This is a genomic window from Casimicrobium huifangae (assembly GCF_009746125.1).
Classification (GTDB): Bacteria; Pseudomonadota; Gammaproteobacteria; order Burkholderiales; family Casimicrobiaceae; genus Casimicrobium; species Casimicrobium huifangae.
In genome coordinates this window covers 422,013-440,737 of record NZ_CP041352.1, presented here as the reverse complement: position 1 = coordinate 440,737, position 18,725 = coordinate 422,013, and the positions used below count along the sequence as shown (strand labels likewise).

Annotated in this window: 18 protein-coding genes; 3 read left to right on the top strand and 15 right to left on the bottom strand. The window is 63.7% G+C overall.

All coding sequences use genetic code 11. The features are described from left to right. Positions 1 to 289: 289 nt before the first annotated feature. Positions 290 to 1,500 (bottom strand): IS3 family transposase gene (locus FKL89_RS02005; RefSeq protein WP_156860844.1). Its coding sequence is split into 2 segments (ribosomal slippage): positions 290 to 1,215 and positions 1,215 to 1,500, totalling 1,212 coding nucleotides; the frame shifts between segments, so codons are not numbered across the junction. Between the two features lie 30 nt (positions 1,501 to 1,530). Continuing rightward, entirely contained in the window at positions 1,531 to 1,914 is a 384-nt protein-coding gene (locus FKL89_RS02000) for an AAA family ATPase (RefSeq protein ID WP_156861053.1), read from the bottom strand. 336 nt (positions 1,915 to 2,250) lie between these two features. Between FKL89_RS02000 and FKL89_RS01995 the strand changes: the two genes are divergently transcribed. Genes FKL89_RS01995 through FKL89_RS01985 form a run of 3 tightly spaced genes read left to right on the top strand, consistent with a single transcriptional unit; the run spans position 2,251 to position 3,859 of the window. Further along, complete coding sequence (locus tag FKL89_RS01995) at positions 2,251 to 2,769, top strand: dihydrofolate reductase (protein ID WP_156861052.1); 519 nt, start codon at positions 2,251 to 2,253, stop codon at positions 2,767 to 2,769. Continuing rightward, positions 2,766 to 3,521, top strand: coding sequence for an AzlC family ABC transporter permease (locus FKL89_RS01990; protein ID WP_156861051.1), 756 nt, complete (start codon positions 2,766 to 2,768; stop codon positions 3,519 to 3,521). The genes FKL89_RS01995 and FKL89_RS01990 overlap by 4 nt, the downstream gene beginning before the upstream one ends. Next, positions 3,518 to 3,859, top strand: coding sequence for an AzlD domain-containing protein (locus tag FKL89_RS01985; protein ID WP_156861050.1), 342 nt, complete (start codon positions 3,518 to 3,520; stop codon positions 3,857 to 3,859). Before FKL89_RS01990 ends, FKL89_RS01985 begins: the two co-directional genes overlap by 4 nt. 109 nt (positions 3,860 to 3,968) lie before the next feature. Here FKL89_RS01985 and FKL89_RS01980 read toward each other — a convergent pair whose 3' ends face one another. The 13 genes from FKL89_RS01980 to leuC form a co-directional block, all read right to left on the bottom strand. Beyond that, on the bottom strand, positions 3,969 to 4,886 hold the full coding sequence (locus tag FKL89_RS01980) for an alpha/beta fold hydrolase (protein ID WP_156861049.1): 918 nt from the start codon (positions 4,884 to 4,886) through the stop codon (positions 3,969 to 3,971). A 6-nt stretch (positions 4,887 to 4,892) separates the two neighbouring features. Further along, on the bottom strand, positions 4,893 to 5,684 hold the full coding sequence (locus tag FKL89_RS01975; RefSeq protein WP_156861048.1) for an esterase/lipase family protein: 792 nt from the start codon (positions 5,682 to 5,684) through the stop codon (positions 4,893 to 4,895). Between the two features lie 59 nt (positions 5,685 to 5,743). Further along, the gene (locus tag FKL89_RS01970) at positions 5,744 to 7,468 is read right to left on the bottom strand and encodes a WS/DGAT/MGAT family O-acyltransferase (RefSeq protein WP_238363461.1); all 1,725 of its coding nucleotides are present in this window, start codon (positions 7,466 to 7,468) and stop codon (positions 5,744 to 5,746) included. Positions 7,469 to 7,538: 70 nt separating this feature from the next. Beyond that, positions 7,539 to 8,282, bottom strand: a complete 744-nt coding sequence (locus tag FKL89_RS01965; protein WP_156861047.1) for an SDR family oxidoreductase — start codon at positions 8,280 to 8,282, stop codon at positions 7,539 to 7,541. Between the two features lie 96 nt (positions 8,283 to 8,378). Further along, positions 8,379 to 9,191: a tryptophan synthase subunit alpha gene (trpA, locus tag FKL89_RS01960; RefSeq protein WP_156861046.1), complete on the bottom strand. Its 813-nt coding sequence runs from the start codon at positions 9,189 to 9,191 to the stop codon at positions 8,379 to 8,381. Continuing rightward, positions 9,191 to 10,393 carry a tryptophan synthase subunit beta gene (gene trpB / locus FKL89_RS01955; protein ID WP_156861045.1) on the bottom strand — a complete coding sequence of 401 codons (1,203 nt, stop codon included), beginning with the start codon at positions 10,391 to 10,393 and terminating at the stop codon, positions 9,191 to 9,193. Before trpB ends, trpA begins: the two co-directional genes overlap by 1 nt. 106 nt (positions 10,394 to 10,499) lie before the next feature. Next, positions 10,500 to 11,165: a phosphoribosylanthranilate isomerase gene (locus tag FKL89_RS01950; RefSeq protein ID WP_156861044.1), complete on the bottom strand. Its 666-nt coding sequence runs from the start codon at positions 11,163 to 11,165 to the stop codon at positions 10,500 to 10,502. A 100-nt stretch (positions 11,166 to 11,265) separates the two neighbouring features. Next, the gene (truA, locus tag FKL89_RS01945) at positions 11,266 to 12,066 is read right to left on the bottom strand and encodes a tRNA pseudouridine(38-40) synthase TruA (RefSeq protein ID WP_156861043.1); all 801 of its coding nucleotides are present in this window, start codon (positions 12,064 to 12,066) and stop codon (positions 11,266 to 11,268) included. 30 nt (positions 12,067 to 12,096) lie between these two features. Further along, the gene (locus tag FKL89_RS20440) at positions 12,097 to 14,844 is read right to left on the bottom strand and encodes a FimV/HubP family polar landmark protein (RefSeq protein WP_162527359.1); all 2,748 of its coding nucleotides are present in this window, start codon (positions 14,842 to 14,844) and stop codon (positions 12,097 to 12,099) included. A gap of 234 nt (positions 14,845 to 15,078) precedes the next feature. Continuing rightward, a complete protein-coding gene (gene leuB, locus FKL89_RS01935; protein ID WP_156861041.1) occupies positions 15,079 to 16,143 on the bottom strand; it encodes a 3-isopropylmalate dehydrogenase in 1,065 nt (354 codons plus the stop codon). 238 nt (positions 16,144 to 16,381) lie between these two features. Then, positions 16,382 to 17,020, bottom strand: a complete 639-nt coding sequence (gene leuD / locus FKL89_RS01930; RefSeq protein ID WP_156861040.1) for a 3-isopropylmalate dehydratase small subunit — start codon at positions 17,018 to 17,020, stop codon at positions 16,382 to 16,384. 84 nt (positions 17,021 to 17,104) lie between these two features. Beyond that, the gene (locus tag FKL89_RS01925; protein WP_156861039.1) at positions 17,105 to 17,239 is read right to left on the bottom strand and encodes an entericidin A/B family lipoprotein; all 135 of its coding nucleotides are present in this window, start codon (positions 17,237 to 17,239) and stop codon (positions 17,105 to 17,107) included. A 59-nt stretch (positions 17,240 to 17,298) separates the two neighbouring features. Continuing rightward, positions 17,299 to 18,708, bottom strand: coding sequence for a 3-isopropylmalate dehydratase large subunit (leuC, locus tag FKL89_RS01920; RefSeq protein WP_156861038.1), 1,410 nt, complete (start codon positions 18,706 to 18,708; stop codon positions 17,299 to 17,301). Positions 18,709 to 18,725 lie beyond the last annotated feature (17 nt).

Sequence of the window (18,725 nt, the reverse complement as noted above, 5' to 3'; positions counted from 1 at the left end):
GACCTTAGGTATGTAGACAGTAAAACCGACGTAATAGCAGTGCCGCTCTGGTTGGCGTTTGTATCCTGACCATGCAGAATTCACGCGCGAAATAGTTACCTCTTGCGGCTTTTTGTAGTCATCCGTAGAAGTGGCCCCATTCGTCAAGACAACAAACCCCGAAAGATAAGTGGAACTCGGAGGGTGGGTTGAGAGCGTAGCGTTATCCACGGCGCGCGCGAAAACTCGTCGTATAGAGCACGTTTCGCGCGCGCCGTGGGTAACGCGGAGCACGCCGGTTCGCTTCATTCTACGCAGCCGCCTTCAAGCTCCGTGCCGCCAGTTTCTCCCGTGAATTGTCGTAGGCTTGTTTCGGCGTCTGCTCCATTTCGTTGGAAGTGTGCGGTCGCTGCTCGTTGTACCAGTCGATGTACTCAGCCACGTCGGCGCGTGCCTGGCTCACCGTATCGTAGGCACGCTTGTAGATGCGCTCGTATTTGATTGTTCGCCAGAAGCGTTCGACGAAGACGTTGTCGCGCCACGCCCCCCTACCGTCCATCGATAGCTTGATGTTGCGCGTCGTGATCGCCTCAACGAATTTGAGCGCGGTGAACTGGCTGCCCTGATCGGTGTTGACGATCTCGGGCGTACCGAAGCGATGGATCGCCTGCTCGACGATCTCGACGGCGTGATACGCCTCCAGCGTGGTGCAGAGCTTGTGCGCGAGCACTCGGCGGCTGGCCACGTCGATCACGGCGGTGAGGTAGGCGAAGCCGTGACGCATCGGGATGTAGGTGGTGTCGAGCGCCCAGACCGTGTTGGCGTCCATCTGTTCGAAGTTGATGCTGCCGAGCAGGTAGGGGAACACCTTGTGCCGGGGGCCACGCCCTCGCTTGCTGGTGCCGGGCTTTGGACACTGCGCCTCAATCCCCATGCGCCGCATGAGGGTGGCGACGTGCTTGCGCCCCAAGGGTTGTTGCTCGATCCAGGGCTTGATCGATGCGTCGCGCCTGAGCATGCGCAAGAGGCCCCGCGAGCCCCAGAACGGCTGCTCCAGATGCAGCTCATCGATGCGCCGCATCAGCGCCAGATCGCGCTCGGAGACCGCCACGGCCTGGTAGTACACCGCCGAGCGGCTGATGCCAACCAGCGTGGCCTGCCGCGTCAGCGATAGTTTGTGCGTCCGGTCGATCATTTCCCGGCGCTCAGCAATCCGACCTTGGTGAGCGCGCGTTCTAAAAAATCAATCTCCAAGGCTTGTTGCCCAATCTTGGTCTGGGCCTTGACGAGCGCTTCGTCGTCGCCAGCGGCCAGCGTCGTGCTCCCGCCAAAGGCGAGTGTGGCGCGCTCCAGCAATAGCTTCTTCCATTCGCTGATCTGGTTGGCGTGAACGTCAAAACGTGCCACCAACTCGGCTGTCGTTGCGTCCTCCCGCAGCGCTGCCAGGGCAACCCTGGCTTTGAATTCCGGTGTGAGCTTGCGCCGCTGGCGCCGAATTGCGCTGCTCTTCTTCGTTGACATCGAATAGTCTTTCTCGCGGCTTCCGCCGCGTCATTTGCTATCCGAGTTTCCACTTATCCTGCTGTCTTGAAATGTGGGGCCACTTCTCGTTTCAAAAATGTAGACTGATTTCGCATCGTCGGAAATCGGCTTGGGATCAGCGGGCGATACAGGAAAAAAGTCTTTGATGTAATGCCGCTTGTAGCTCCCTGACGTCATCGGTTTGCGATAAGCACAAATTGCCAATTGCCCCAGTGTGCTTTTTCCGGCGCCGTTCAATCCAGAAATGGCGGTTATCGGAAATTCCAAGTCCACTGACATCCCCCGAATACCGCGGAATCCATGGACCTGCAACTGACGCAAACAGGGGCCAAAGTTCGCGTACCGATTCTTCACGGCGAATTGCTCGGCTAGTTTCTTTGATAGATCAGTCATTTGGCATTCTTAAGCTTAAGCTCAACTACTCACATTTGCGACTTGCGCACACTGGCCAATTTGGCTTAGGGCCGAATCAGCAGAATTTTGAACCCTGTATCGTATGCCGTCTCCCCACATTATTTACTGCGCTGGGGCTGCTGCGAAGTTAATGCGACAGAACGTATGTGACGCATACGAATGCATTCATGTGCCTACGGTCCGTTGCACGTCGCAACTTGCAGAATGCACTCGCGGCGTGCTTCCCTCTTTTTCGTGGTGCTGCACATTAGGTGACAAGGTTAAACGTAGCTCACGCAACGCGAATATCCGAGCGGGCTCTTACAATCTCTCCCTATGACAACCCCTCTCCAACCGCGGCTGGCTTTGATCGCAGCGGTGGCGCGCAATGGCGTGATCGGCCGTGATGGCACCATGCCCTGGCATCTTTCTGCAGATCTCAAATATTTCAAGGCGCTGACCAGCGGCAAGCGCATTGTGATGGGGCGGCGCACGTGGGAATCGCTCCCGAAGCAGTTGCCGAATCGCGAGCACGTGGTGGTGTCGTCACGGGCGCTCGCGCTGCCGGCGGATGTCACGCAGGTGCGCACGCTTACCGAGGCACTGGCGCTGCCCGCGCCTGCGGAGCAACCGGTGCTGGTGATTGGTGGCTACGCGATGTATGCCGAGGCGCTGGCGCTGGCGGACGATTTGTTTCTGACCGAGATTGATGCCGATGTGCCGGGCGACACGCACTTTCCTGCGTGGGACCGCGCGCAGTTCCGTGAAGTGTCGCGCGATGTGCAAAGCGGGCCGTTGGCCGCTGATGCGGCGCCGGTGCAGTACGCATTTGTGCACTACGAGCGGCTGCGATGAGCGGCGGCGCTGACCCCACGCCGCGCAACGCCGATGACCACGCGGCGCGGCGCGCAGCGTTTCGCGCCGGGGCGCTGGAGTGCGGACAGTTGCTGCCGTCCTACATGCCGTTCGGTCTGGTGTGCGGCGTGGCGGCCGTGCAGGCGGGCCTCGGCGAATGGGGTGCGGTAGCGCTGGCGGCGTTTGCCTTCGCCGGCTCGTCGCAGGCGGTGCTGACGCAGTTTCTCTCCAGCGGCGCGCCGCTGTTGATCGCGGTGGCATCCGGTCTGGTGGTGAACCTGCGCATGGCCGTTTACAGCGCCGCCATCGCGCCGCGCATTGCTGGCGCCACACGCAAGGAGCGGCTGCTGTGGGCGGCGTTTCTGGTGGATCAGACCTTCATCTCGAACGAAGCACGGCACCAGCGCGGCGAGCACAACGAGCACGCTTTTGCCTTCTATCTGGGCTGCGCGGCGGTGCTGTGGCCGTGGTGGATTTTGATGAACGTGGTCGGCGCGTTTGCCGGGGCCAAGCTGCCCGCCTCGTGGCAACTGGACTTCACCATTCCGCTTTCATTCGTGGCGCTGGTGGTGCCACTGTTGAAATCGAGGCCGCAGGTGGTGGCGGCGCTGGCGGGCGGCGCCGCGGGCGTGGTGCTCTACGCGCTGCCGCTGAAGCTGGGCCTGATTGTGGCCTGCGCGGTGGGCACCACCGTGGGCCTCGCGGTGGATGCGCTCCTCGCGCGCCGTGCGCAGGCGGGAGCGGCGCCATGAACTGGGGCAGTTTTGGCACACCGAGCGGCTGGCTGGCGATTGCACTGCTGGCGGTGGGCACGTTTGCGATCCGCTATTCGTTCATCGGCCTGCTGGCTGGCAAGAAGCTGCCGCCGCGCTTTGAGCGGGCGCTGCAACTGGCTGTGCCAGCGATCTTTGCGGCGCTGGTGCTGCCGCTGATCCTGCTCAACGGCGGCGCGTTTGACCTGCACGCTCGCTGGCCGCACGTGGTGGCGGCCATCCTCACCGGCATCTACGCCTGGTGGCGCGGCGGCATGCTGGTGCCGCTGATCGTCGGCATGGGGTCGCTGCACGCGATTTTGTGGCTGGCGGGTTAGCGGCTTTTCGTTGAAAGCCGCATCCGCGCTGGGCTAATCACCGTAAATGATGCTTTGTCGACTTTTGGTCGAATCATGCATTGAGCCCAGCGCTGACGCCATTTGACGCTCAAGCTGATGCTGTTTTGCCCGCGTGTTTGGCGAGAAACGCCAGCACTTTCTGCGTGATCTGCGGCAGCGGGCCGAAGTCGTGGCCCATGCCGATGATGGTGACGATTTCGCTGCCCGGGATTCGCCGCGCGGTTTCCTCGCCGTTTTGCACCGGCACCAGCGGGTCGTCGCGACCGTGGATCACCAGCGTGGGCGCCTTGATGGCGCGCACTTCATCCGTGCGGTCGCCGGAGGCGACGATGGCGGCGAGCTGCTTGATCATGCCCGCCGGATAGTAGGCGCGGTCATAAGCGGCGCCGATGCGCTCTCGCAGCTCGGGCAGCGGCGTCGGGTATTTCGGGCTGCCGATCACCCGCATCACCTTGGCCAGATGCTCGACGACCACATCGCGCTCGCGGCTGCGCGGGCGGGCGATGAAGGCGAACGAGGCCTTGGACGTTGCCTTGGGCAGATGCCGCGCGCCAGTGGTGCTCATGATGCTGACCAGCGACTGCACGCGATCGGGGTATCGGCTGGCCAGCCCCTGCGCAATCATGCCGCCCATCGAGACACCGACAACGTGGCAGCGCGTCACGCCCAGCGCATCGAGCACGCCAGCGGTGTCGTCGACCATGTGCCGCAGCGTGTAGGCGGTGCGGATGTTCACACCGAGACGGTATTTGATGGTCATCAGCGCCAGATTCGGCGCCTTGCCCGGTGTGTGCGACGACAGGCCGATATCGCGGTTGTCAAAGCGGATCACGCGGTAGCCAGCGCCGGTCAGCGCGCTCACCAGCGCCTCCGGCCAAGCAATCAGCTGCATACCCAGGCCCATGATCAGCAACACGCTGGCGGGCTCGACGCCCTCGCGCAGCGTAGCGGGCGCAGGCTCGTCAATCTCGACCTCGAATTCGAGGCCATTGGCAGCGACGCGCATCGTGGACTAGCCGTAAAGGAAGCGTGCCCCGAGCGGCGGCACGAAGGGCGCCCACTCGCCATGCTTCTGCGCCAGCCGGTCGGCAATGGCGTACCACGCAGCCGGGTTGGCGCCAATGCCGAGGTGGCTGGCGAACACTTCGATGTTCTCGATGCCGTGCGGATGATCGTGCGGCTGCTTCTGGATGCTGGCCGGCCACGCCACCACGCCATCAGTTTTGGAATAGAGGCTGGTGAAAGGCACCGGCGGCGGCGCGGTGAGCTTGTGCAGCATCAGTTCGTCAGGCAGCGTTTCGCCGGAGAGCATCGAGTACACACGCCAGGCGTTGGTGGCGCGCGGGCTCTGGGCAAACGGGGTGCCGAGCGTGATCACGTTGCGTACCGCGTGCGGCACCTCCTTCGCGATCTCGCGTGCGTAGACACCGCCGAGGCTCCAGCCAATCAGCGACACCGGCTCGCCATAGTCACGATGCACGGCCACGAGCTGCTCACGCATGCGCTCAAGCACGCCTTTGCGCGGGCCGCGATTGACGCCTTGATACCAGCCGTGCACTTCGTAGCCAAGGTCTTTCAGAAAGCCGCGCAGCGGGCCAGTGGAACCGTCACCCGCAGCGAGGCCGGGGTAGACGATGACGTGGTGCGGTGTGTCGTGCGTGGGCCGCGGCCACATGCCAGCCATGCGCAGCATCGGCCAGGCGGCAAGTGCGGCGCCCCACTCCCACGGTGCGCGCGCCTCCATTGCCATCAGGAAGGGATTGGGCGCTCTCTCGCGGTTGTCGTGGCTCGGGTGCTGGGTCAATGTGTTCTCCTGCTCGACGCCGCCAACGCGACAGCGACGGGCGCATAGCGCGAATCAGTTTAGCGGCGGGTGCTGGAGTGTTTGCTCGACCGGCCTGTTGCGTCAGTTGCAGCAGCCGTTTTGGTTGCTGGCTCTTTCACCGCGGGCTTCTTGGCAGCGGGCTTCTTGGCAGCGAGCTTCTTCGCAGCAGGTTTCTTCGCCGCCGGTTTCTTGCTTGCTGCCGTCGTGGCTGCCCGCTTGGCGGCGGACTTTTTCACGGCCTTCACTGCGGCGGCTGCGTCTGCCGCCTCGCTACGAGCGGCCTCGCCGGCACGTTCGCGGTCGATCTCGGCGCGCACCGTCGCCAGTGCGACCAACTCGTCGAAACCACCCTCGATCGCGGTGCCGAGATCGTTGAGGTCGGGCATCGCTTCACGACAGGCGATCAGCCCAAAGTCGATGCGGCCACAGTAAGTCTGCACGGTGATGTTGAGCGCCATGCCATGCACCACGATGGAGACCGGAAAGAAGGTCTTCATCTGCGCGCCGGCGAGATACAGCGGCACCTGCGGGCCGGGCACGTTGCTGATGACCACATTAGCCACCGGTGGCATGCGCTCCATCAGCTTGGTGCTGGCCACGGCGGCGTTGAGGCGGGACACCAGCAGCGGCGCCAGCAGACCGGGGTAGTCGGTCGGCAGCACGCTCTTCAGGCTTTTGAGCGACTCCTTGATCTTGCCAGTGGAGGTGAGGATGGCCTGCCAGCGCACGGCGGCGTCGCCATGATTGGTGCCCAGTTCGGCCAGCACCATCGAGGCCTGGTTGTTCAGATCCTTGTTGCTCTCCTCGCGCAGGCTCACCGGCATGGCGGCAACCAGTGTGCGCTTGGGCAGCGCGTTATGCTGCTTGAGGTAAGTGCGCAGTGCCGAGGCGCAAATGAACAGCACGCCGTCGTTGACCGAGCCTCCCAGCGTGCGCGCCGCGTTGCGGACCTCGGCGAACGAGAGCGTGGCGGTGGCAAAGTTGCGCTTGGTCGAAATGTTGACGTTGAACGGCGTGCGCGGCGCGAAGTGAAACGGCGTCTCGCGTTCGGCGACCGATTTCTTGAGCACCGGCGCGGCGGCTTCGATCACCGCGCCGGCAACGCTCGGGAGCGACTTCACGATCTTGGCGTATTGCGCCAGCGAATTGGAGAACACGGCGCCGATCATGTCGCCGATTTTGGTGTCGGCCCTGGCAGGTTTTTCGGCGGCCGGTTTGGCGTGTTGCGGTGGTGGCGGCACTTCGCGCGGCGTGGCCGTCAAATCGAGAATCGAATTGGCCAGCACAGTGCCGCCCTTGCCGTCGAGCGCCGCGTGATGCACCTTGCCGTAGAGGCCGACTTCACCACTCTTGAGGCCGGTGAACAGGGTGAACTGCCACAGCGGCCGCGAGCGGTCCATCAGTTCGGCATGCGCCTTCGCGACGGCAGCTTCGAGTTGGCGCATGGTGCCCGGCTTCGGCAGCTCGATCACGCGGACGTGATAGTCAAAGTCCAGTTCATCGGCATGCTCCCAGTGCGGGTGCCCAAGGCCGTATGGTGCGTAAGCCAGCACATTGGTGAAGATCGGCGCCAGGTGCAGCCGCTTCTTCAGATGCTCGGTGACGGCTTTCGGGAAATTGCGTCGGAGTGCGTCAGGGATTTCGTAGATGCACAGGCTGGAGACGTGCATCGGTTGTTCCGGCGTCTCCAGGTAGAGAAACGATGCGTCGAGCCCGGACAGTCCGGCGCGGCCGTTGCCCTCGCCCTTGTTGCGCGTCGCCATGTTGCAATCCTCCTGATTCCTCAAGGAGGAGGATAGACGAAAACTCTGTCAGCCCCGGAAAGCGGGGACGCTAGACGCAGCGCCCGCCATCCACCTCAAGGCAGGCACCCGTGATGAATTCCGCCTCGTCGCTGGCGAGAAACAGCGCCGCGTTGGCAATGTCTTTCGGAGTGGAAAGACGACCGAGCGGGATGGAAGCGCGGAACAGAGCGCGTTTCTCGGGCGTGTCCTCACCCATGAAGGTGGCCAGCAGCGGCGTCTCGCCCGCCACCGGATTGATGCAGTTGACGCGGATGTTGTCCTTCGCCAGCTCCACCGCCATCGACTTGCTGGTGAGGATCACCGCACCCTTCGAGCCGTTGTACCACGTGAGACCGGGGCGTGGGCGAACGCCAGCCGTGGACGCGATCTGCACGAAGCAGCCGGCGCCCTGCTGGCGAAACACCGGCACGCAATGCTGCGCCGAGAGATAGATCGACTTCACGTTGACCGCGTAAACACGGTCGAATTCAGCCTCGTCGACTTCCAGCATCGGCTGGTTACGGTGCGACACGCCGGCGTTGTTGACCACGATGTCGATGCGGCCAAAAGCGTCGAGCGTTGACTGCGCGATGTCGGCCCAGTCCGCCGACTTCGACACGTCCGCCCGCATGCCGTGCGCGTCCGGGCATTTGGCTGCGGCCGCAATCGCCGCGTCCCCCTGCACATCGACGATCATGATCTTCGCGCCTTCAGCAGCGAAGCGCTCAACGATGCCGAGCCCGAACCCCTGTGCGCCACCGGTGACGATGGCAACCTTGTTTTTCAATCGCATGCCGTTCTCCTTTGCCGTGATGGTACCGGCTTGACAGGCAGTGAACGATGCGGAGTCTCGTCCTGAAGCAGGTTCAGCACGAGACTCGCCCCGCTATCAGGCATCCATTGCTTTGCGCACTTCACCCAGCCACGCGCCGCCAGCGTTGGCGACCTGATCCGCCGGTGCATCGAACATCGTCTGTACCAGCGCGGAACCGATCACCACGGCGTCAGCGAACGCGCCGATGCGTTTGGCGGTGGCACCATCACGAATGCCGAAACCAACACCGACTGGCACCGGCACGGCCGCCTTGATCGCCGCTACCTTGCCGGCCACCTCGTCAACGTCGAGATGACCAGCGCCAGTAACGCCACGCAAGCTCACGTAGTACACGTAGCCACGTGCGAGGCGTGCGACATGCGCGATGCGTTCCGGCGTGGACGTCGGCGCGAGCAGGAAGATCGGCGCCAGTCCCTTGCCTTGCAGCAACGCCGAGAAGTCGTCGGCTTCTTCGGGTGGATAGTCCACCACCAACACGCCATCAACACCTGCGGCAGCGGCGGCATCGACAAACTTCGCCTGCCCGATCGCTTCAATCGGATTGGCGTAGCCCATCAGCACCACGGGTGTCTTGCTGTTCGTCTTGCGGAACTCGGTGACGATCGCGAGCACCTTGCGCAACGACATCCCTTTGGCCAGCGCGCGTTCGGACGAGCGCTGGATCACCGGGCCGTCGGCCATCGGGTCGGAGAATGGCACACCCAGTTCGATCACATCCGCACCCGCCATGGCAAGTGCGTGCATGGTCGGCAAGGTGCTATCCAGCGAGGGGTCGCCGGCGGTGATGAACGGGATCAGCGCCTTTCTGTTGCTTGCCTTGAGCGCAGCAAAGGTTGCGTCGATGCGGTTGCTGTTGCTGGTACTCATTACTTCCACTCCAGTCCGGAGCGTTGCGCCACGGTATGCATGTCCTTGTCGCCGCGACCTGAAAGGTTCACCAGCAGGATCTGGTCTTTCGCCATCGTTGGCGCGATGCGCGTTGCGTGCGCGATCGCGTGGCTCGATTCGAGGGCGGGGATGATGCCCTCGATGCGGCAACAGTCGTGGAATGCCTTCAGTGCTTCGTCGTCGGTGATGCTCACGTACTCGGCGCGGTGGCTGTCCTTGAGATAGGCATGCTCGGGGCCGACGCCCGGATAGTCGAGGCCCGCGCTGACCGAATGCGTCTCGATAATCTGGCCGTCTTCGTCCTGCAGCAGATAGGTGCGATTGCCGTGCAGCACGCCGGGCACGCCCTGCGTGAGCGACGCCGAGTGCTTGCCGGTGGCGATACCCTCACCCGCCGCCTCGACGCCGATCAGGCGCGTCTTCTCGTACGGGATGTACGGATAGAAGATGCCCATCGCGTTGGAGCCTCCGCCGACGCAGGCGATCACCGCGTCGGGCTGGCGACCGGCGACTTCGGGCATTTGCGCGATGCATTCGGTGCCGATCACTGACTGGAAGTCGCGCACCATCATCGGATACGGGTGCGGACCGGCAACGGTGCCGATGATGTAGAAGGTGTTGTCGACGTTGGTCACCCAGTCGCGCAGCGCTTCGTTCAGCGCGTCTTTCAGCGTCTTCGATCCGCTCTCGACGGGCACCACGCTCGCGCCCAGCAGCTTCATGCGATAGACGTTCTGCGCCTGGCGCTTGACGTCCTCGCTGCCCATGTAGACAACGCATTCGAGGCCATAGCGCGCGGCGATCGTGGCGGTCGCTACGCCGTGCTGGCCGGCGCCGGTTTCGGCGATCACCCGCGGTTTGCCGAGGCGCTTCGCCAGAAGCGCCTGGCCGATGCAGTTGTTGATCTTGTGGGCGCCAGTGTGATTGAGGTCTTCGCGCTTGAAGTAGATCTGCGCGCCGCCGAGCATGTCGCTCCAGCGTTTGGCGTGGTAAACGGGGCTGGGACGGCCGACGAAGTATTTCAGCTCGTGCTCGAACTCGGCCTTGAACGCCGGGTCGTGCTGGTATTTCGCGTACTGCGCCTTGAGCTCTTCGAGCGCGGCAATCAGGGTTTCGGCAACGAAAGTGCCGCCGTATGGGCCGAAGTGGCCGTGGCTATCGGGCAGGTCGTAGGGTTTCATGAATCTTCCTTTTGACGCAGATTTGCGCTGACGTCACGCAGGTGACAACAGATTCAAACCCGACGGAAATCAGCGCTAGTCAGCGCGAAATCTGCGGCAATCTGCGTCAAGGGCTGGTGACATCAGCCGCGTGTACGGCGCGGCAAAACTGCTTGATGAGATCGGTGGACTTCTGGCCGCGCGAGACTTCTACGCCGCTCGAGACATCCACCGCGAAGGGACGGACCGCGCTAAGCGCGTCGGCCACATTTGCAGCAGTCAAGCCACCAGACAAAACGACCCGAGGCACGGGCGCGTTTGCGATGTTTGGAGTGTTGACTAGCTGCCAATCGAAGGTCTTTCCACTGCCGCCGTGTCCAGCGCTCGGCGTGTCCAGCAGGAGGGCCGATGCGGAGGCGTACTGAACTGCCGATTGTAGTAAATCGAAGCCCTCGCAGACCGCGAATGCCTTGAGATAGGGCCGTCCGAAGCTCGCGCAGAAGTCCTCGGGCTCGCTGCCGTGAAACTGCAGCAGGTCGATGCGCGCCGTCGCGAGCGCCGTCGAGACCTCGTCACGCGTCGGGTTCACGAACAGCGCGACCGTGCTCACAAACGCCGGCACCCGGCGCGCAAGCGCAGCGCAATGGGCGAGCGTGATCGCGCGTACGCTGGGCGGATACAGCACAAAGCCGATTGCGTCCGCGCCCGATTCAACGGCCGCGTCGACGTGCTCTTCTTCACGCAGCCCGCAGATCTTGATGCGGGTCCGTGCTTGCGAGGCGAGTGAGCTCATTCCTTTTCCAATTCAATTCGAGACTAGACGCGACGACGCAGACAGTGCTGCTGCACGGCAAGGAGGAGCAACGACGTATCGGATTGAATTGGAAAAGGAATCAGAGACATGGATCGACGAATTGCTCGGGTAGCTGATGCTCGCGATCGTACTCAATTCCAGCGAGATACAGTCCGTCCGGCGCGAAGGTCGGCGCCGCCAGCTTGCGGTCGCGTTGGGCGATCAGTTCGCGCAGCCAGCCACTTGGCTGGCGGCCGCTACCGATGTAGACCAGCGCGCCGACGATATTGCGGATCATGTGATGCAGGAAGGCGTCGGCATGAAAGTCGAAGCGCAGCACCGCGCCGCGCTGCTGTACGACGGCCGAATGGATGGTCTTGACCGGCGACTTGGCCTGGCATTCGGCGGCGCGAAAGCTCGTGAAGTCGTGCGTGCCCCACAACGCGGGCAGCGCTGCCTCGATGCGCGCGAGATCGAGCGGCCAGTGCGTCCAGCCGACGCGGCCGGCATGCAGCCCGGGCCGCTGCGGCGCTGAGGTCAGCAGATAGACGTAGCGGCGCGAGCGCGCCGCGAAGCGCGCATGGAACTGCTCGTCCACGGGCGCCGCCCAGCGGATCGCGACATCGTCCGGCAAGAACTGGTTACCGCCGCGCACCCAGGCTGTCGGCTCGCGCGCGGCGGTGGTGTCGAAGTGAACGACCTGCAGTGACGCATGCACACCGGTATCGGTGCGGCCCGCGGCGATGACGGTGGTCTCGGTCTGCGCGATCTGTGACAGCGCCAGTTCGAGCGCCCGCTGTACCGACGGCTGCGCGACCTGGCGCTGCCAGCCGCAGAATGCAGTGCCGCGATACTCAAGCCCCAGCGCCCAGCGCTGAGTGGCGCGCTGGGGTGGTTCCATGGGACTCAGTGCGTGGTTTGCCGGGTGGGGTTAGCCGCCCAGTTTGGCCAGCATTGACTTCGCTTCGGCCTGCTGCGCCTCGTCACCGTCGTGAATGACTTCACGCAGGATTTCGCGGGCACCCTCGCGATCGCCCATCTCTTCATAGGCGCGGGCAAGGTCAAGCTTGGTCGAGGCATCGTGCCACTGACCGTCAAGGATCGACGGCGTCGGGTCAACGAAGCCCTGGCGGCCAGCATCAAAGCTGAGGTCGAGCATTTCCGGACGCATCGACGGGCCGACCGTACCGAGGTTGGTCGGCGTCGCAGTCGAGAAGTCGGTGAAGTCCATCGCCGATTCCGGGAGCTGACCCGACGACGTTGCCTTCTTCAACGATGCTTCGAGCTCGGCAAGATCCTGCTCCAGCGACTTCTTGCCGCTGCCCAGTGCGACCGGTTGCGCCACTTCAGGCACCACCGGTGCCGCTGCCGGTGCGGCAACAAACGCGGGGGCCGGCGCCGGTGCGGGCGAACTGGACGGCTTGGCGATGGTCATGCCATCAAGCACGAAGTCCAGCGAGCTGGCGCTCGGCGCTGAGGCCAAGTCAGGGCCTGCGGCACGCAAGCCCGGAGCCGTCGGTGTATCGAGCGCAGCCATGCTGGCCACAGCGGCTGTGGCAGCAACGACGGGGGCCGCAGCGACCACTGGCGAGGGCGCGGGTGCGGCCACCGGAGCGCTGACCGGCGCGGCAGCACTGCTACCGCCACCTGCCAGAGGATGGCCCGGGAAGTGTGTTGAGGCGATATCTGCCAGCTTGGCGCGATATTCGCCACTGGAATCCATCGCGGTAATGTCGTTGGCGAGCTTGTCGAAAGCGTCTCGCTTGCCTTGCGCTGCGCAAATCTCGGCCAGCTTGGTGGCCACGTCGGCACGGCTGGAATCGCGCAGCAGGGCTTCACGCAGGATTTCTTCGGCCTGCGCTTCGCGACCGTAGGCGATGTACACCTCGGCTTCGGCCACCGGATCAACCTCACCGGAATCGATGGTGCCCATGCCAGAGCGGCTGAACTGGCTCTGCACTGGCACGTCATTGGTCTTGACCACGCCGAGGCCCGAGGTGCCGAAGACGGTGTCCGGATTCATCGTGTTGACCACCGGCTCGGCGATCTTCGAGGTGACCGTCGGCACGTCGTTCTTGCGGCGGCGACCGAACAGGAAATAGGCGCCCAATCCAAGCACGCCGAGGCCGGCAGCAGCCACGGGAATCGGGTTCTCACCGACAAAACCCATGATGCCATCGTCAGCCGGCGGGGGCGGCGGTGCCTTCGGTGCAGCCTTGGCGACCGGCGGCGCCACCGGTGCCGGCGGCGGGGTGACTGGCGCAGGCGCAGTGGCTGGCGCCGGCTCGGGAGCGGACGTCGGCGCTGCGACGGGCGCAGGTGGTGGTGCTACCGGCGTTGGTGGCGGCGGCGGTGGCGGCGCGACTGGCGCCGGAGCCGGTGCAGGCGGCGGGGGCGGCGGCGCAACTACCGGAGCGGGAGCTGGCGCCGGAGCAGGTTTCGGCGGTTCGACCTTGGCCGGTTCCGGCTTCGGCGGCGCGGCAGGTGCCACCGCAACGGCTTTCGGTGGCTCAACCTTCGCCGCAACAGCGGGTGCCGGAGGCGGCGCTGGCGGCGCCTTGGCTGCCTCCTTGGCCTTCGCCTGCGCGTCAGCCATCGTATTGCTCTTGAGCGTCAGCGCCTTTTCAAGATCCTGTTTGGTCTTTTCAAGTTGCGCCGCACGCGACTGCTCTTCCTTGAGCGCCTTGGTAGCAGCAACCTTCGATTCGGTATTGGCCTGTTTGCCGCGCTCGCCCTGCGACAGCTTCAGCTTGTCGCCGCTGGCTGCGTTTGTACCCGTATCGGCAACTGCGCCGGACACGCGGCCACTGGCGCGCGCCGTCGGGCGATCAGCGGCTACGTTCGGCACGGAATCGGCGACGCGTGCAACATAACCGCGCCAGCTGGCCGCCTGGGCGCGCACCTCGCTGACCGCATTGTTCTGGGTGATGCCCTGCGCGTCGGACGCAGGGGGCAGGCTCAGCGTGGCGCCGGCACGGAGACGATTGATATTGCCACCGGAAAAGGCGTCGGGATTGGCGCGCTGGATGGCGATCATCAACTGCTCAACCGACACCCCTGGCAGGCTGTTGCGACCGGCGATGCCGGACAGCGTATCGCCGGATTTCACTGTGTAACTGCCACCGTCACTGCTGCGCGAAGCGTTAACCGGGGCAACCGTTGCAGGCGCAGAGGCGGGCGCAGGACGCCCGGTCGGAGCGGGTGCCGGAGTGGGGGCGGACAATGGCGCCATCGGCGGCCGCGCGGGTTGCGCCGGCTCAATGGTTTGTGCCGCTGCCGCCCCGGGAGGGTCCAGCAGGAACACATATTCGCGAACCAGGCGCCCGGTGCTCGAGTTCACTTCGAGCAGGATGTCCAGATAAGGATCGTTGATTGACTGGCTGCTGGCGAGGCGCACATACGGCGTGCCATTCGGCCGCCGGAGCACCTGCGCGCGCACTGTCTGCAGCACGCCCTGATACTCAACGTTGGCAGCGCGGTACACCGCTGGTGAAGCAACATTGACGCGAATCGAATCGACGTCGTCACCCGGTGCGACCGAGAGGTCGACTTCAGCGACGAGCGGCTGGCCAAGCGCGGTCGTCACATTGAGGCGTCCGAGCCCTAGCGCGGAAACATCTGAGGCCGCGATAAGACCAGCCAGGACGAGTGATACGACGAGTGGTTTTTGGCGCAGCATGCCGCCCTCTGATTTCTGAAACTAGAAGAAAAATAACATCATGGGGTTGCCGCCGCAAGCTCAGAACCAACTTTAAGTGTTGGCATGGATGAGTGTGCGCTCACTTACGACAGAAAAATGGCGGGATTGGCCCCAATATGTTGTGTTTGATGCGGTAGCCAGACACCACATCTTGTGCATGGCGCCATTGTGAGCGCCATGTCAGCGTCATGCAACAGAAATGTTGAAATTTCGCTACACGGCGGCAACCAGTGCGTCGCCCATCGCCTTGGTGCCGATGACGGCCTCACCCGGCAGGGCGATATCGCCGGTTCGCGCGCCACTCGCCAGCACTTTCCGGACGCCGGTTTCAATGCGTTGTGCGAGATCTTCCCGGCTGAACGAATAGCGCATCATCATCGCCAGCGAAAGTACCGTGGCGATCGGGTTGGCCTTGTTCTGGCCGGCGATGTCCGGCGCCGAGCCGTGGATCGGTTCGTATAACCCCTTGTTGCTGGCGTCGAGCGACGCCGAAGGCAGCATGCCGATGGAGCCCGCCAGCATCGAGGCTTCGTCGGAGAGGATGTCGCCGAAGATGTTGCCAGTGACAATCACGTCGAACTGCTTCGGCGCGCGCACCAGCTGCATCGCCGCGTTGTCGACATACATGTGCGAGAGCTGAACTTCCGGGTACTGCTTGCCGATCTCGGTGACCACTTCGCGCCACAGGATCGAGGTGTCGAGCACGTTGGCCTTGTCGACGCTGCACAGCTTTTTGTTGCGCTTCATCGCCGTACGGAAACCGACGTGCGCAATGCGCTCCACCTCGCTCTTCGCGTAGTGCATGGTGTCGAAGCCTTCGTCCTCGCCCGCTGCATTGGTGCGGCGACCGCGCGGCTGGCCGAAGTAGATGTCACCCGTCAATTCGCGGATGATCATGATGTCGAGGCCGGCCACCACTTCGGGCTTCAACGACGACGACGCGGCCAGCTCGGGATAGAGCATTGCCGGGCGCAGATTGGCGAACAGCTTGAGATCCTTGCGGATGCCGAGCAGGCCCTGCTCTGGCCGTACAGCACGCGGCAGCGTGTCGTACTGCGGACCGCCGACGCAGCCGAGCAGGATGGCGTCCGCCGCGCGCGCCTGCTGCTGCGTCACCTCGGGATACGGGTGACCATGCGCGTCGTGCGCCGCGCCGCCGAGCAGACCGTGCGACAGCTCGATCGGCACCCCTTCCGCCTTGAATTTTTCGAGCACACGAACGGCCTGGCCAACAATTTCAGGGCCAATACCGTCGCCGGGGAGGATGAGGATCTTCATGGTGTGGTTGTGGTGATTGCGCAGTGAACATGGCGGCGGGCGTCAGGACTGGAAGCCATCTGCGCGCTCGCCGTGCGCATCAGCTTTTTGCTGAAAGCCCCGTTCAATCAGGGCTTAAAGCCATAAATGGCCGGTTATCGACTTGTCCGAATTTTCCGCATAAAGCCCACATGAAATGGGCGTTTACGAGCGGAGCTGTTGGCAAGTCAGTGCTTCAACGATGGCAGGAAGTCCCGCGCTACGCCAGCCACGGCTGCGCCGCGTAGTGCTTCGCCTCGAACGCGCGGATAGCGTCGCTGTTCTTGAGCGTGAGGCTGATGTCGTCCCAGCCGTTGAGCAGACGCTCGCGGCGCGAGGCATCGATGTCGAAGGCAAACGCAAAGCTGCCATCGGTGGCGCGCACTACCTGCTGGTCGAGATCGACCGTCAACTGGAAGCCGGGGAACGCGGCGCAGTCGTGAAACAGGCGATCAACCTGCGCGTCCGGCAAGCGGATCACCAGCAGGCCATTGTTGAGCGAGTTGTTGTAGAAGATGTCGCCGAACGACGGTGCGATCACAACGCGATAGCCGTTCTGCTGCAATGCCCACGGCGCATGTTCGCGCGACGAGCCGCAGCCGAAGTTTTGCCGCGCCAGCAGGATCGAGGCGCCCTGAAAACGCTGCTCATTGAGCACGAATTGCGGGTTGAGCGGGCGCTTGCTGTTGTCCATGCCCGGCTGGCCAACATCAAGATAGCGCCATTCGTCAAAGCAGTTCGGCCCGTAGCCGGTGCGCTTGATCGACTTCAGGAACTGCTTCGGGATGATCGCATCGGTGTCGACATTGGCGCGATCCATTGGCGCGACGAGACCGGTGTGAACGGTGAACTTATCCATAACATGCTCCGGTGGCGCACACGTCGCCGCGCGCGCCGATGACGCTGCAAGCCGCAGACATGCGGCCGCGCAGCGCTTGAGTGACTATTTCTTCTTGGCCGCGTCTTCGAGCTTTTCGCCCGCCTTCTGCACATCCTTGCCGACACCCTGAACCGTGTTGCAAGCAACGAGCGAGGTTGCGAACAGAACCAGCGCGACAACACCGAGGATACGTTTCATGATTGACTCCTTGTTACTGGAAGGTGATGGGAACGTAAGGAACAAAAACTGTCGCTGCGCTAGCCGAGGCGGCGAACATCAACGAAGTGACCGGCGATGCCCGCCGCTGCCGCCATCGCCGGGCTCACCAGATGGGTGCGGCCACCAGCGCCCTGACGGCCTTCGAAATTGCGGTTCGAGGTAGAGGCGCAGCGCTCGCCCGGCTCCAGCCGGTCGTCGTTCATCGCGAGACACATTGAGCAGCCCGGCTCGCGCCATTCGAAACCGGCGGCGAGGAAAATCTTGTCGAGGCCTTCCTGTTCGGCCTGCGCCTTCACCAGGCCGGAGCCCGGCACCACCAACGCCAGCTTCACGTTGTCGGCACGGCGACGGCCCTTGACCACGGCCGCCGCAGCGCGCAAATCCTCGATGCGCGAATTGGTGCAGGAACCAATGAACACCTTGTCGATCTTGATTTCGTTGACCGGTGTGTTCGGCGTCAGGCCCATGTAGGCAAGCGCGCGGGCGATGCCTTCACGCTTGACGGCGTCCTTTTCGCTATCCGGATCGGGTACGCGGTCGTCCACCGTGATCACCATCTCGGGCGAGGTGCCCCAGGTGACGTAAGGGATCAGCGAGCTGGCATCAAGCACCGCCGTGCGGTCGAACGCCGCATCATCATCGCTCTTGAGCGTGCGCCAGTATTTGGTCGCGGCTTCCCATTGTTCGCTGGTTTTCGGCGCGAAAGGACGGCCCTTCACGTAGGTTTCGGTCACTTCGTCGTAGGCCACCATGCCGGCGCGGGCGCCGGCCTCAATCGCCATGTTGCACAAGGTCATGCGGCCTTCCATCGACAACGAGCGCACCGCCTCGCCGCCGAACTCCATGGCGTAGCCGGTGCCGCCAGCGGTACCAATCTTGCCAATGACGGCGAGCACCAGATCCTTCGCGGTCACGCCCGTCGGCAGGCGGCCGTCGCAGCGCACCAGCAGCGATTTCGAGCGCTTCTGCGGCAGGCATTGCGTTGCCATCACATGCTCGACTTCGCTGGTACCGATGCCGAACGCGAGCGCCGCGAAGGCACCGTGCGTGGAGGTGTGCGAATCGCCGCAGACAACCGTCATGCCGGGCAAGGTGGCGCCCTGCTCCGGGCCGATCACATGCACGATGCCGCGACGGACGTCGCCCACCGGGAAGTAGACGAGGCCCTGCTCGCGGGCGTTGGCGTCAAGCGTGTCCACCTGGGTGCGCGACACCGGATCGAGAATCGTCTTGAACCCCGGCGTGGTCGGTGTGTTGTGGTCGGGCACCGCAATCATGCTGGCCTTGCGCCACGGCTGGCGGCCGGCCAGCTTCAGCCCCTCGAACGCCTGCGGGCTGGTGACTTCGTGCACCAGATGGCGGTCGATGTAGAGCAGCGCCGTGCCGTCGCTTTCGGTACGGACGACGTGTGCGTCAAAAAGTTTGTCGTAAAGCGTGCGGCCAGCCATGAGAACCCTGAAACGAA